Annotated in this window: 14 protein-coding genes and 1 other annotated feature; of the genes, 2 read left to right on the forward strand and 12 right to left on the reverse strand. The window is 55.4% G+C overall.

Translation table 11 applies throughout. The features are described from left to right. Positions 1-17: 17 nt before the first annotated feature. Both HX884_RS10160 and HX884_RS10165 read left to right on the forward strand, forming a co-directional pair. Positions 18-1,409, forward strand: a complete 1,392-nt coding sequence (locus HX884_RS10160; RefSeq protein WP_178328091.1) for a GntP family permease — start codon at positions 18-20, stop codon at positions 1,407-1,409. Between the two features lie 10 nt (positions 1,410-1,419). Next, positions 1,420-2,190: a 3-hydroxybutyrate dehydrogenase gene (locus tag HX884_RS10165; RefSeq protein WP_178328092.1), complete on the forward strand. Its 771-nt coding sequence runs from the start codon at positions 1,420-1,422 to the stop codon at positions 2,188-2,190. Between the two features lie 39 nt (positions 2,191-2,229). Here HX884_RS10165 and selO read toward each other — a convergent pair whose 3' ends face one another. The 12 genes from selO to rpmI form a co-directional block, all read right to left on the reverse strand. Continuing rightward, on the reverse strand, positions 2,230-3,672 hold the full coding sequence (selO, locus tag HX884_RS10170; RefSeq protein WP_139936856.1) for a protein adenylyltransferase SelO: 1,443 nt from the start codon (positions 3,670-3,672) through the stop codon (positions 2,230-2,232). 64 nt (positions 3,673-3,736) lie between these two features. After that, positions 3,737-4,447, reverse strand: coding sequence for an EAL domain-containing protein (locus tag HX884_RS10175; protein WP_020688361.1), 711 nt, complete (start codon positions 4,445-4,447; stop codon positions 3,737-3,739). A gap of 293 nt (positions 4,448-4,740) precedes the next feature. Next, positions 4,741-5,205: a C40 family peptidase gene (locus HX884_RS10180; protein WP_023620702.1), complete on the reverse strand. Its 465-nt coding sequence runs from the start codon at positions 5,203-5,205 to the stop codon at positions 4,741-4,743. A 74-nt stretch (positions 5,206-5,279) separates the two neighbouring features. Continuing rightward, positions 5,280-6,035, reverse strand: coding sequence for a vitamin B12 ABC transporter ATP-binding protein BtuD (gene btuD / locus HX884_RS10185; protein WP_178328093.1), 756 nt, complete (start codon positions 6,033-6,035; stop codon positions 5,280-5,282). Next, entirely contained in the window at positions 6,035-6,586 is a 552-nt protein-coding gene (locus tag HX884_RS10190) for a glutathione peroxidase (protein WP_020688363.1), read from the reverse strand. The genes btuD and HX884_RS10190 overlap by 1 nt, the downstream gene beginning before the upstream one ends. Positions 6,587-6,608: 22 nt before the next feature. After that, positions 6,609-7,589, reverse strand: coding sequence for a vitamin B12 ABC transporter permease BtuC (gene btuC / locus HX884_RS10195; protein WP_038419164.1), 981 nt, complete (start codon positions 7,587-7,589; stop codon positions 6,609-6,611). Positions 7,590-7,692: 103 nt separating this feature from the next. Continuing rightward, the gene (gene ihfA, locus HX884_RS10200) at positions 7,693-7,992 is read right to left on the reverse strand and encodes an integration host factor subunit alpha (RefSeq protein ID WP_013097001.1); all 300 of its coding nucleotides are present in this window, start codon (positions 7,990-7,992) and stop codon (positions 7,693-7,695) included. A 4-nt stretch (positions 7,993-7,996) separates the two neighbouring features. Beyond that, a complete protein-coding gene (pheT, locus tag HX884_RS10205) occupies positions 7,997-10,384 on the reverse strand; it encodes a phenylalanine--tRNA ligase subunit beta (RefSeq protein ID WP_178328094.1) in 2,388 nt (795 codons plus the stop codon). A gap of 15 nt (positions 10,385-10,399) precedes the next feature. Then, entirely contained in the window at positions 10,400-11,383 is a 984-nt protein-coding gene (gene pheS, locus HX884_RS10210; protein WP_178328095.1) for a phenylalanine--tRNA ligase subunit alpha, read from the reverse strand. Positions 11,384-11,445: 62 nt separating this feature from the next. Next, positions 11,446-11,570, reverse strand: a sequence feature (Phe leader region). After that, positions 11,521-11,565 (reverse strand): pheST operon leader peptide PheM, encoded by a 45-nt coding sequence (gene pheM / locus HX884_RS10215; RefSeq protein ID WP_001386830.1) that lies wholly within the window; start codon positions 11,563-11,565, stop codon positions 11,521-11,523. It overlaps the preceding feature by 45 nt. 178 nt (positions 11,571-11,748) lie before the next feature. Beyond that, entirely contained in the window at positions 11,749-12,105 is a 357-nt protein-coding gene (gene rplT / locus HX884_RS10220) for a 50S ribosomal protein L20 (RefSeq protein ID WP_000124850.1), read from the reverse strand. A 50-nt stretch (positions 12,106-12,155) separates the two neighbouring features. Next, positions 12,156-12,353: a 50S ribosomal protein L35 gene (gene rpmI, locus HX884_RS10225; protein WP_001124225.1), complete on the reverse strand. Its 198-nt coding sequence runs from the start codon at positions 12,351-12,353 to the stop codon at positions 12,156-12,158. Between the last annotated feature and the right edge of the window lie 8 nt (positions 12,354-12,361).

Consider the following 12,361-nt stretch of genomic DNA (forward strand, 5'->3'; position numbering starts at 1 on the left):
AACAGTAAGGAGTCGCAATGAGTGTGTTAATTGCCCTGGCGGCGCTGGCGCTGCTGATGCTGGCGGCCTATCGCGGATATAGCGTTATTCTTTTTGCGCCCATTGCGGCGCTGGGTGCCGTGCTGTTAACCGACCCGGGCGCTGTCGGCCCGACGTTTACCGGCCTGTTTATGGAAAAGATGGTGGGCTTCGTCAAGCTCTACTTCCCGGTGTTCCTGCTGGGCGCCGTGTTTGGCAAGCTGATTGAACTCTCCGGCTTCTCACGCGCCATTGTTGCCGCAGCGATTCAAATCCTTGGCCGCCGCCACGCCATTCCGGTGATTGTGCTGGTCTGCGCACTGTTAACCTACGGCGGCGTGTCGCTCTTTGTGGTGGCGTTTGCCGTTTATCCTTTCGCCGCCGAACTGTTTCGCCAGAGCGGGATCCCCAAACGGCTGATCCCGGCGACCGTGGCGCTGGGGGCGTTCTCGTTCACCATGGACGCCCTGCCCGGCACGCCGCAGATCCAGAATATTATCCCCACCAGCTTCTTCGGCACTAATGCCTGGGCTGCCCCCTGGCTGGGGCTGATTGGCTCGCTGTTTATTATCTGCTTTGGCCTGCTCTGGCTGGAGCGCCAGCGGCGGAAAGCGCTCAATAACAATGAAGGTTACGGCACGGATCTGAAAAACGAACCGGAAACGCCGGACAACATTAACCTTCCCCATCCGCTGATTGCGATTTCCCCCCTGCTGGTGGTGGGGATCCTCAACCTGCTGTTTACCCGCTGGATCCCCGGCTGGTATGGCACCAGCCACGAGCTGACCCTGCCCGGACTGGCAAAGCCGATTGTGACCGAGGTCAGCAAGATCACCGCCATCTGGGCCGTGGAAGCTGCGCTGATTTCCGGTATCGTGCTGGTGCTGATCTTTGGTTTTCGCAACATCCGGGGACGTCTGGCGGAAGGCAGCCGGACGGCAGTGAGCGGCGCGATCCTGGCGGCGATGAATACCGCCTCGGAATATGGTTTCGGTGCAGTTATCGCCGCCCTGCCCGGCTTTCTGGTCTTATCCCACGCGCTGGCGGCTATTCCGAACCCGTTACTGAATGAAGCGATCAGCGTGACCGTTCTCGCCGGGATCACCGGTTCGGCTTCAGGTGGGATGAGCATTGCGCTGGCGGCCATGGCAGACAGCTTTGTCGCCGCCGCCCATGCCGCGAATATTCCGCTGGAGGTCCTGCACCGGGTGGCTTCTATGGCCAGCGGTGGCATGGATACACTCCCCCATAACGGCGCGGTGATTACGCTGCTGGCCATCACCGGTCTTAGCCATCGTCAGGCCTATGGCGGTATTTTCGCCATCACGATCATCAAAAGTCTGGCGGTGCTTTTTGTCATTGCCGTGTTCTATCTCACCGGCATTGTGTAAGGAGAATAAAATGAATCTGAACGGTAAAACGGCGCTGGTGACCGGCTCGACCAGCGGTATTGGTCTGGGCATCGCCCGCGTACTGGCAAAGGCCGGAGCGCAGCTGATCCTTAACGGTTTTGGCGACAGTGACGCAGCAAGAGAAGAGATCGCCCGGCTGGGGAAAAAACCGGGCTATCACGCTGCAGATCTGCGTGACGCTCTGCAAATCGATGCGATGATGCGCTACGCCGACACGCAGTTCGGCGGAGTGGATATTCTTATCAATAATGCCGGGATACAGCATGTCGCCCCGGTTGAGGCGTTCCCGGTGGAGAAATGGAACGACATTATTGCCATTAACCTGTCGTCGGTGTTTCACACCAGCCGACTGGCGCTGCCTGCAATGCGCGAGAAAAACTGGGGACGCATCATTAATATCGCCTCCGTGCATGGGCTGGTGGCGTCAAAAGAGAAGTCAGCCTATGTCGCCGCCAAGCACGGGGTGGTCGGTTTTACAAAATCCCTGGCGCTGGAGACTGCCCGCACCGGTATTACTGCTAACGCCATCTGCCCGGGATGGGTGCTTACGCCGCTGGTTCAGCAGCAGATCGACAAACGTATCGCAGAAGGTGTGCCTGCGGATCGGGCGCGCGAGCAGTTGCTTGCGGAGAAACAGCCATCAGGAGAGTTTGTTACGCCAGAACAGCTGGGTGAACTGGCGCTGTTTTTATGTAGCGACAGCGCCGTGCACGTGCGGGGCGCGGCGTGGAATATGGACGGCGGGTGGGTCTCCCAGTGACGTATCGGCCGGGCAAGCCTGTGCTTCCCGGCCAAAACATTAGCTTGAGCAGCTGACCTCCAGCCGCTTGCCCCAGTCAGGCGGGCGGCTGACATAATCGTCGTCCCGGTCGGCAAACGGCGTGCGCAACGCTACGTGCAGCCGGTGTAATTCTGCATACTCACCTTGCTCCGCCTGCTCAATCGCCCGCTGCGCCAGCCAGTTGCGCAAGACCATCGCCGGGTTCGCCGCGTTCATCTGCGCCTGCCGGGTCGCGTCATCCACCTGCTCTTGTTGCAGGCGCGCGCGGTAAGTGGCAAACCAGTCGTCAAACGCCTGTCGGTCGATAAACTCATCGCGCAGCGGTGAGGCGGCGCTATGCTGCTCTGTCTGGCCGAGCATACGGAAGGTACGGGTATAGTCGCTGCCCTCACGCGCCATGAGCGCAAACAAGCCATTCAGAATAGCGTTATCGCCCTTCTCCTGCGTCATCAGCCCCAGCTTGTTGCGCATCAGCGTGCCGTATTCGCGCAGCAATGTCTCCTGATAGCCGTCGAGCGCATCATTCAGGGCATCAACGTCGATAAACGGCGACAGAGATTGTGCCAGACGCTGCAGATTCCACAGCCCCACCGCCGGCTGATTGTCAAAGCTGTAGCGCCCCTGATAGTCCGAGTGGTTGCAGATATACCCCGGCTGATAGTCATCGAGAAAACCAAACGGACCGTAATCAAAGGTCAGCCCCAGAATTGACATGTTGTCGGTGTTCATCACGCCATGAGCAAAGCCTACGGACTGCCAGCGGGCAATCATGATTGCCGTGCGGGCAACCACATCCCGGAACCAGAGGTGGTATTTGTCGGCCTCGTCCTGTAACTGCGGCCAGTGCCGTCGGATGGCGTAATCGGCAAGCTGGCGTACGTTTTCCGGCTCGCGGCGATAATAAAAGTGTTCAAAATGGCCGAAACGCAGATGGCTTTGCGCAATGCGCATCAGCATCGCGCCTTTCTCTACCGTTTCGCGAACCACCGGGGTGTCACTGGTCACTATCGTCAGCGCGCGCGTGGTGGGAATACCCAGCGCATGCATCGCTTCCGACGCCAGACTTTCACGGATGGTTGAGCGCAGTACCGCGCGCCCGTCGCCCATGCGTGAATAGGGTGTGAGACCCGCCCCTTTCAGGTGCCAGTCGACCGTCTCTCCGCCGGGAAGCTGTTGTTCGCCGAGCAGGATCCCACGGCCGTCCCCCAGCTGTCCCGCCCAGACGCCAAACTGGTGTCCGCTATAGACCTGAGCGAGGGGCTGCATGCCATCGAGCAGCGTTTCCCCTCCCCAGACGCCCGCGCCGTCTGAAGGCTGGAACATTTCCGGTGGGATAGCCAGGTCGTTCGCCAGCGAATCGTTATGCCAGACAAGACGGGAATGATGTAATGGTGTTGGTTTGAGTGCGGTATAAAAACCCGGCAACTCGTCATGCCAGTGCGCAGTAAAAGACAGGGTCATAAGTCCTCCTGCTTTTAGTGTAGAGGGTTTACCCGGACTTAAACACGGGCGAAAGAAAGGGTTATCACTGAACCAGCGTGGTGACGCGCTCTGCAGTTACGGCAGGCCACAGCGCCCCCTGCATGGCACCAAAGTTGAAGGATAAAACGCGCTGCAACAGGGCATGATCGTCAATACCGGCGACGAGCACAGACTGACAATGTGACGTTATTTGCCACAGAATAGCACGCATAAAGGGCTCAAAAGAAAGCGCTGCCGCGTGCTGCTGGATAAACCCTTTGTCCAGAATGACACGTTTAAACAAACCATCATAAACGGCTTTAAGCGAGGCTTCACCGGCACCAAAGTTTGCCAGTACCAGCGGAAAATGAATCGCCATTCTCGCCAGTTCAGGATCGTCTTTTCCGTTATTTAAACCTGGATAATTCTCATTAACAGTAAACTCAAGAAACGGATAACGCTCAAGTATTGAAACAGCGTTCCCATTACTTAATAAAAACTCAACTATTACAGGTGTAATATTGATCCATGCAATTAACTGATGCTGAATAAAAAACAGTTTGCAGGTATCAAGCAATTGCAGTTTTTCTTGAAACAGCGCTAACTCTTCTGCCGGTGTCAGACGTGGGATAACGAGTTCAGTGGGGATCCGTACATCGCTGCCGACGCCAGTAAAGTTAACCGTCACCTCTAATCCTTTAAGCTCACCGGCATTATTGCGGGCAGGCTGGAGCAACAGTTCAGACTGGTAGGCATTATCTAACGTAATAATCATTGCACTCGCCCCGCATTAAAGATGAGAGAGGACATCCTGGAGCAATTGCTGACACAATTCCACTGTCTTGATTTTAATAAGTTTAATTTCATTAGATCCGTATTAATTTTCAGATTTATCCCTGAATCTAAAATAATCTTATCCTGGTTGCTGCGTAATAGCCAGTTTTAGATAAAACAGACACATAAGGACATAAGTAATTTGTTGTAAATTTAACTTTAATCATCTTATTTGCAAAAAAACGGCATGGTTTAATTGTGCCATGCCGTCAGAAATGCGTGGTCGGTGGCGGACTAAATACGTCGTGCCTGCCAGAAATTTTTACGCCAGTAAACATTATCGAGGGAAGAACGCATCACCCCACGACTGGTCGAGGCATGAATAAACTGGTTATCCGTATCATAAATGCCAACATGCAGACCACTTTCACCCGAGCCGGTTTTGAAAAAAACCAGGTCGCCGGGTAACAACTCATCTTTATCAATTTCGGTACCGATTTCAGCCTGTTTGCGCGTTTCGCGTGGAAGCTGCAAATCAAACTTATCCCGGAACGTCATCAGCACAAAGCCGGAGCAATCCACCCCACCGCGACTCATGCCACCGTAGCGATACGGTGTCCCGCGCCAGTTGCTCAGCTGATCGTTCAGGCTGGCAATCACGGTGATTGAATCTGAAAGTCGTGGGTTAGGCGGCGGTGCGCGATGGCTACTGCATCCCGCAAGAAATAACGCTGCCACCATGAGAAACCAGAATCGCATGTCCAGACGAATCCTCTGCTTTTTTTATTCTTTTCGTAATTTAGCGTGCAATGGCGCTAACAGGCAAGAAACGGTTACTCGTGTGCGGTAGAAATCAGCATCTTATGTCCTTCGATATCCAGCCTGCGGAACGGCATATGGTAAGCACGAGCGAGATTTGGCGGCGTAAGGACGCTATCGCGCGTGCCGCTGGCAATCATCTTCCCGCGCGCCAGAAGCCAGACGCTGTGCGCATGGCGCAGCGTATGGTTAAGGTCATGGCTGCTCATCACCACGGCAATGCCTTGTCGACACAGTGCGCTGAGGAGCGTGTCCAGCGCCGCCTGTTGCGCCACGTCCAGACCGCTCATCGGCTCGTCCAGCAACAACAGTCGCCCGTGAGGGTTGCCCGCCGGATGGATCTGAAGGATCACCGCCGCCAGACGGACGCGCTGCCACTCGCCACCGGAAAGCTGGCTGGCATGCCGGGAAAGTTTGTCCTCTAACCCCAACGCTGCCGCCACTTCGGTGAGCAGCGCGGTCTGCTGTTTATCGTGCAGATGCAGCATCAGATAGTGCCAGACCGGCATCGCAAACGGCAGGACCTGCTGCTGAACAAGGTAGCTCCGCCGGTGCGCCAGCGCGACCGCCGACCAGTCACTCAGGGGGCTATCGTGCAAGGTGATCGAGCCTGGCCCGAATGTCAGCCCCGCCATGCGCGCCAGCAGCGTACTCTTCCCTGCCCCGTTCGGCCCCACCAGATGCAGGATTTCACCTGCACGGATGGCCGCCGTCACCGGCTCCAGACGCCCCGTCTCGGCAACGTCCGTGAGCTGCATCAGCTGCGTCATTATTTCGCCAGCGCCAGCTTGATTGACTCCATGACGATAGGATCTTCAGGCGTCATATCCGGAGAAAAACGCTGAACGACCTGGCCGTCACGACCAATCAGGAATTTTTCGAAATTCCACAGGATATCGTCCGGATAGAGCGGTGCTCGCCCTTTGCTGGCCATACGCTCGTAAAAGCCACTGCCTTCCGGTGCCACGGCGGTCGGCGCGGCGGCCACCAGTTTGGCATACAGCGGGTGACGATTTTCGCCATTCACATCAATTTTGCTGAACATCGGGAACGTCACGCCATAGGTGGTGCTGCAAAACGTTTTGATCTCCTCTTCGCTGCCCGGCTCCTGACCCAGGAACTGATTGCACGGGAAGCCCAGTACGGTAAAGCCGTCTTTCTCCCAGGCTTTCTGAATGTTTTCCAACTGCTCATACTGCGGCGTCAGACCACATTTAGACGCCACGTTCACAATGAGCAACACGTTGCCTTTGTAGCGTTCCAGGGTGGTTTTGTCCCCGTCGATGGTGGTCACTTCGGTATTCAGAATATCAGACTGCATAGCATTTCCTCAGGTTATCGATTTAACGTCCAGCTTTTAATAGTAGCCAGATAAACACCGGCGCGCCCAGCGTGGCGGTGACCACACCGATGGGCAACTCAGCGGCGTTCAGGGCGAGCCTGGCGATGATATCCGCCACCAGCAGCGTTGCCGCACCGGCCACTGCCGAGGCGGGAAGTAAGATTCGATGGTCGGTGATGCCACACAGACGCAGCATGTGCGGGATAACCAGCCCGATAAAGCCGATCGCCCCCGCCAGCGCCACGCTCACTCCCACCAGCCAGCCGATTGCAATCACCAGCGCGTTGCGCCAGACGCCAATCGGCATCCCGAGCTGGCGGGCTGAGGTTTCACCAAGAGCGAGAATATTCAGCGGCTGCGACTGCACGCCCGCCCACAGTATGACCGGGACCAGCAGCACCATCAGCCAGCCCTGCCGCCAGTCTACGCCGCCAAACCCGCCCATCATCCAGTACATCAGCTGACGCAGATCGAACGAGGTGGAGAAGTAGACCGCCCAGGTCATCAACGCGCTGCAGATGATCCCCAACGCAACCCCGGCAAGCAGCAGCCGACTGGTTGATAAATGGCGTCGTGCGAAGCGCAGGAGAATAAGGGTGATCAGCAATGCCCCGAGAATGGCGCTGAGGCTAACGCCCCAGGGGGAAAGCGCCCCACCGCCGAGCATCACCGCGGCAATCAGCCCTACACCGGCGCCATTTGAGACACCGAGCAGCCCCGGCTCTGCCAGAGGGTTTTCAAACAACGCCTGCATAATGGTGCCTGAGAGCGCCAGCGCGGCACCGACCAGGATCACCGCCAGCGTGCGCGGCAGACGAATTTGCCAGACGAAAAGCTGCCCTTCAGGACCAAACCAGCGTGCCGGGCTTAGCCACTGGTCGCCAGCACACAGGCTGAAACCGGCGGCAACAAAAAGCAGCAGTACCAGCAAAAGCAGGCGGCGTCGATCGGAACGCTGTTGGCGATGGGCAAAATCAAGCATGTGTACGGTTTTATTAGCGTGAGATGTAATTGATTTTACGGCGGGTTTGCCAGCGAGAGCAAAGAAAAAAGGCCGCGAAAGCGGCCTTTTTAGTTAGTTCATATTACTCTGTTTTGGGCGTTGCGTTTTCGACACGGCTTTTTAACTTCTGTCCGGGTCTGAAGGTCACCACGCGGCGGGCTGTAATGGGAATATCTTCCCCCGTCTTCGGGTTACGGCCCGGACGTTGGTTTTTGTCTCGCAAATCAAAATTGCCAAAGCCGGAGAGTTTTACCTGCTCACCATTTTCCAGAGCACGACGGATCTCTTCGAAAAACAGCTCTACCAGCTCTTTGGCATCCCGTTTGCTAAGCCCAAGCTTATCAAACAGATATTCTGACATTTCAGCTTTTGTAAGCGCCATAGGTTCAATCCCTCAATGATGCCTGGAATCGCTCTTTTAATGCCTCTACACATTTGGCGACGGTAGCGGCAATCTCCTCTTCTTCGAGTGTACGGCTGGTATCCTGAAGGATAAGGCTGATAGCGAGGCTCTTGAAACCTTCTGCTACGCCCTTGCCGCGGTACACGTCAAATAAGTTTACGCCAACTACCTGATTTACGCCAACTTTCTTACACTCGGCCAAAATATCTGCTGCAGGCACGTTTTCAGCGACCACAACCGCGATATCACGGCGGTTTGCCGGGAAGCGAGAGACGTCCTGCGCCTGTGGAATCACGCGGTCTGCAACCGGACTCCATTCCAGCTCAAACACGATGGTACGGCCGTTCAGGTCCAGTTTACGTTCCAGCTCAGGATGAACAACGCCAATAAAACCAATGCGTTTGCCCGCTAAATAGATAGCCGCACTTTGGCCCGGATGGAGTGCCGGAATGGCTTCTGCACGGAATTCAATTTCAGATAATTTACCGGTCAGATCGAGAATCGCTTCCAGATCGCCCTTCATATCGTAGAAATCAACCGTGCCTTTTGCCAGGTCCCAGTGCTCTTCATAGCGATTACCGCTGATGGCGCCAGCCAGCATGAGATCCTGACGGATGCCTAAATTTGCCTGATTATCCGGCACAAAGCGCAAACCGCTTTCGAAAATTCGCACACGGTTTTGCTGACGATTCTGGTTGTAGACAATCGTGCCCAGCAGGCCGGTCCACAGAGACAGGCGCATTGCCGACATCTCGCTGGAGATCGGGCTTGGCAGGATCAGCGCCTCCTGGCCTGGATGGATCAGCTGCTGCAGCTTAGGATCGACAAAGCTGTAGGTGATCACTTCCTGATAACCTTTGTCGTTCAGCATGGTTTTCACACGCTTCAGGGAGAGATCGGCTTCACGGTGGGAGCCCATCACCAGACCGGCCTGTACCGGCTCGTCAGGGATGTTGTTGTAGCCGTAGACGCGGGCCACTTCTTCCACCAGATCTTCTTCAATCTCCATGTCGAAACGCCATGATGGCGCAACGGCTTTCCACTCGTCCTGCCCTTCCGTCACGTCGCAACCCAGACGCTTCAGAATATCGGTGACCTGTGCATCGGCAACGTGGTGGCCAATCAGGCGATCCAGCTTGCTGCGACGCAGGGTAATGGTCGCGCGCTTCGGCAGGGTGTCTTCGTTGGTTACATCAATAACCGGGCCCGCTTCGCCGCCGCAGATGTCGATCAGCAGACGGGTCGCACGTTCCATCGCTTTGTACTGCAGCGCCGGGTCAACGCCGCGCTCGTAGCGGTGAGAGGCATCGGTGTGCAGACCATGACGACGCGCACGACCGGTAATAGAGAGCGGGCTGAAGAAGGCACATTCCAGCAGAACGTTTTGCGTTTCATCGTTCACGCCAGAGTGTTCGCCACCGAAGATCCCGCCCATCGCCAGCGCCTTACCGTGATCGGCAATCACCAGCGTGTCGGCATTCAGTTTTGCTTCGCTGCCGTCCAGCAGAACCAGGGTTTCACCCTCTTTCGCCATACGCACGATAATCCCGCCGTCGATACGATCTTTATCGAATGCGTGCATTGGCTGGCCCAGTTCCAGCAGAACATAGTTGGTCACGTCAACAACCGCATCAATAGAACGGATACCGCAGCGACGCAGTTTTTCTTTCATCCACAGCGGGGTTGGCGCTTTGACGTTGATACCTTTCACCACACGACCGAGGTAGCGTGGGCAAGCTTCAGGCGCGTCTACCTGAATAGGCAGGACGTCACTGATGGTAGCAGCAACCGGGACAATCTCCGGCGCGTTCAGTTCGGTCTGGTTCAGCACCGCAACATCGCGAGCCACGCCGATAATCCCTAAGCAGTCCGCACGGTTTGGCGTCACGCTGATTTCGATGGTGTTGTCATCGAGCTTAAGGTACTCGCGGATATCGGTGCCGATTGGCGCATCCAGCGGCAGTTCAATAATGCCGCTGTGATCGTCGGAAATACCCAGCTCGGAGAACGAGCACAGCATGCCTTCAGACGGCTCGCCGCGCAGTTTGGCCGCTTTAATTTTGAAATCGCCCGGCAGCACAGCGCCGACAGTCGCCACGGCCACTTTCAGGCCCTGACGGCAGTTTGGCGCGCCGCAGACGATATCCAGCAGACGATCGCCACCCACATTAACTTTGGTGACGCGCAGTTTGTCAGCGTTAGGGTGCTGACCGCATTCAACCACTTCGCCCACGACCACGCCGGTGAAGGCGCCAGAAACCGGCTCTACACCGTCAACTTCCAGACCCGCCATGGTGATCTGGTTGGAAAGCGCTTCGCTGTCCAGTGTGGTGTTCACCCATTCGCGTAACCACAGTTCACTGAATTTCATTGTTCTGTCCTGCCCTTATTTAAACTGTTTGAGGAAACGCAGATCGTTTTCGAAGAATGCACGCAAATCGGTCACGCCATAACGCAGCATGGTCAGACGCTCCATGCCCATCCCAAACGCAAAGCCGGAGTAAACTTCCGGGTCAATACCCACGTTGCGCAGTACGTTCGGATGCACCATGCCGCAGCCCAGCACTTCCAGCCATTTGCCGTTTTTGCCCATCACGTCCACTTCCGCAGACGGTTCGGTGAACGGGAAATAGGACGGACGGAAACGAACCTGCAGATCTTCCTCAAAGAAGTTGTTCAGGAAGTCGTGCAGCGTGCCTTTCAGGTTGGTGAAGCTGATGTTTTTATCAACGATCAGCCCTTCCATCTGGTGGAACATTGGGGTGTGGGTCTGATCGTAATCGTTACGGTACACGCGGCCCGGTGCAATGATACGGATCGGGGGTTCCTGCTCCTTCATGGTACGGATCTGTACGCCGGAGGTCTGAGTACGCAGCAGACGGCTGGCGTCGAACCAGAAAGTGTCGTGGTCAGCGCGTGCCGGATGATGGCCTGGAATGTTCAGAGCGTCGAAGTTATGGTAATCATCTTCGATTTCCGGGCCAGTCGCCACGGTAAAGCCGAGCTCACCGAAGAAACTTTCAATACGATCGATGGTACGAGTCACCGGATGCAGGCCACCGTTTTCGATACGGCGCCCAGGCAGAGAAACATCGATCGTCTCTGCCGCCAGACGCGCATTCAGCACGGCACTTTCCAGCGCCGCTTTACGCGCGTTCAGAGCCTGTTGAACCTGCTCTTTGGCTTCGTTTATCACCGCACCGGCTGCCGGGCGCTCTTCCGGCGGCAACTCACGCAGGGTAGTCATTTGAAGGGTCAGATGCCCTTTCTTACCCAAATATTCGACGCGGACATTGTCTAACGCGGCAACATCTGAGGCCTGATTAATGGCGGCTGTTGCACTGGCAACCAGCTCTGCGAGATGTGACATGATTTTCCTCATTATGTCGGTACAGACACCGATTTGGTGGACGTATTCTCTCAAATTCAGGCACAAAAAAAGCCTCCATCGGGAGGCTTATCTGGCGCTGTTTTTCGTTTCATCTTTCACGCGCTAGCCTCCTGAAGTCAGGTGCTAAAGTAAAAGAAGAAGCGGAAAATAGCAGCATTCATGCTTGCGTTACCTTGTGTGGTAAAAACCGTTAAGACCTTATTGAAAAGCCTGCACGGATAAAAGTCAATGTTCTGATAAGGTTATACCCTAAATAATTCGGAACGAACGCAGCCAACGCAGGTACAGCTTGAAGTATGACGGGTATATGAAAAGAGGGAGCCAGGCCCCCTCTCTCAACTGGCTTATGCCAGTGCTGCTTTCGCTTTTTCGACCAGCGCGGTGAACGCGACTTTGTCGAATACTGCGATGTCAGCCAGGATCTTACGGTCGATTTCAACAGAGGCTTTTTTCAGGCCGTTGATGAATTTGCTGTAAGAAATACCGTTCTGACGTGCTGCTGCGTTGATACGCGCAATCCACAGTTGACGGAACTGACGCTTACGCTGACGACGGTCACGGTAAGCGTACTGACCTGCTTTGATAACAGCCTGGAAGGCAACGCGGTATACGCGTGAACGCGCACCGTAGTAGCCTTTAGCTTGTTTCAAAATTTTCTTGTGACGTGCACGTGCAATTACACCACGTTTTACGCGAGCCATGTGTGCTCTCCTGTATCTATTCTAAGTTAAAAAAGTTAAACGTTAACGACTTATGCGTACGGCAGGCACGCGATAACCAGGCCCAGATCGCCTTTAGAAACCATGGCTTTTGGACGCAGGTGACGTTTACGCTTGGTAGCTTTCTTAGTCAGAATGTGACGCAGGTTAGCGTGCTTGTGCTTAAAACCACCTTTACCGGTTTTTTTGAAGCGCTTAGCAGCACCGCGTACGGTCTTAATTTTTGGCATTTTAATAA

The organism is Enterobacter sp. SECR19-1250, from assembly GCF_013391025.1.
Taxonomy (GTDB): Bacteria; Pseudomonadota; Gammaproteobacteria; order Enterobacterales; family Enterobacteriaceae; genus Enterobacter; species Enterobacter cloacae.

Excerpts from the sequence above, each read along its gene's own strand:
- HX884_RS10160 (WP_178328091.1), top strand. The coding sequence starts at position 18 with ATGAGTGTGTTAATTGCCCTGGCGGCGCTGGCGCTGCTGATGCTGGCG.
- HX884_RS10165 (WP_178328092.1), top strand. The coding sequence starts at position 1,420 with ATGAATCTGAACGGTAAAACGGCGCTGGTGACCGGCTCGACCAGCGGT.
- selO (WP_139936856.1), bottom strand. The coding sequence starts at position 3,672 with ATGACCCTGTCTTTTACTGCGCACTGGCATGACGAGTTGCCGGGTTTT.
- HX884_RS10175 (WP_020688361.1), bottom strand. The coding sequence starts at position 4,447 with ATGATTATTACGTTAGATAATGCCTACCAGTCTGAACTGTTGCTCCAG.
- HX884_RS10180 (WP_023620702.1), bottom strand. The coding sequence starts at position 5,205 with ATGCGATTCTGGTTTCTCATGGTGGCAGCGTTATTTCTTGCGGGATGC.
- btuD (WP_178328093.1), bottom strand. The coding sequence starts at position 6,035 with ATGACGCAGCTGATGCAGCTCACGGACGTTGCCGAGACGGGGCGTCTG.
- HX884_RS10190 (WP_020688363.1), bottom strand. The coding sequence starts at position 6,586 with ATGCAGTCTGATATTCTGAATACCGAAGTGACCACCATCGACGGGGAC.
- btuC (WP_038419164.1), bottom strand. The coding sequence starts at position 7,589 with ATGCTTGATTTTGCCCATCGCCAACAGCGTTCCGATCGACGCCGCCTG.
- ihfA (WP_013097001.1), bottom strand. The coding sequence starts at position 7,992 with ATGGCGCTTACAAAAGCTGAAATGTCAGAATATCTGTTTGATAAGCTT.
- pheT (WP_178328094.1), bottom strand. The coding sequence starts at position 10,384 with ATGAAATTCAGTGAACTGTGGTTACGCGAATGGGTGAACACCACACTG.
- pheS (WP_178328095.1), bottom strand. The coding sequence starts at position 11,383 with ATGTCACATCTCGCAGAGCTGGTTGCCAGTGCAACAGCCGCCATTAAT.
- rplT (WP_000124850.1), bottom strand. The coding sequence starts at position 12,105 with ATGGCTCGCGTAAAACGTGGTGTAATTGCACGTGCACGTCACAAGAAA.
- rpmI (WP_001124225.1), bottom strand. The coding sequence starts at position 12,353 with ATGCCAAAAATTAAGACCGTACGCGGTGCTGCTAAGCGCTTCAAAAAA.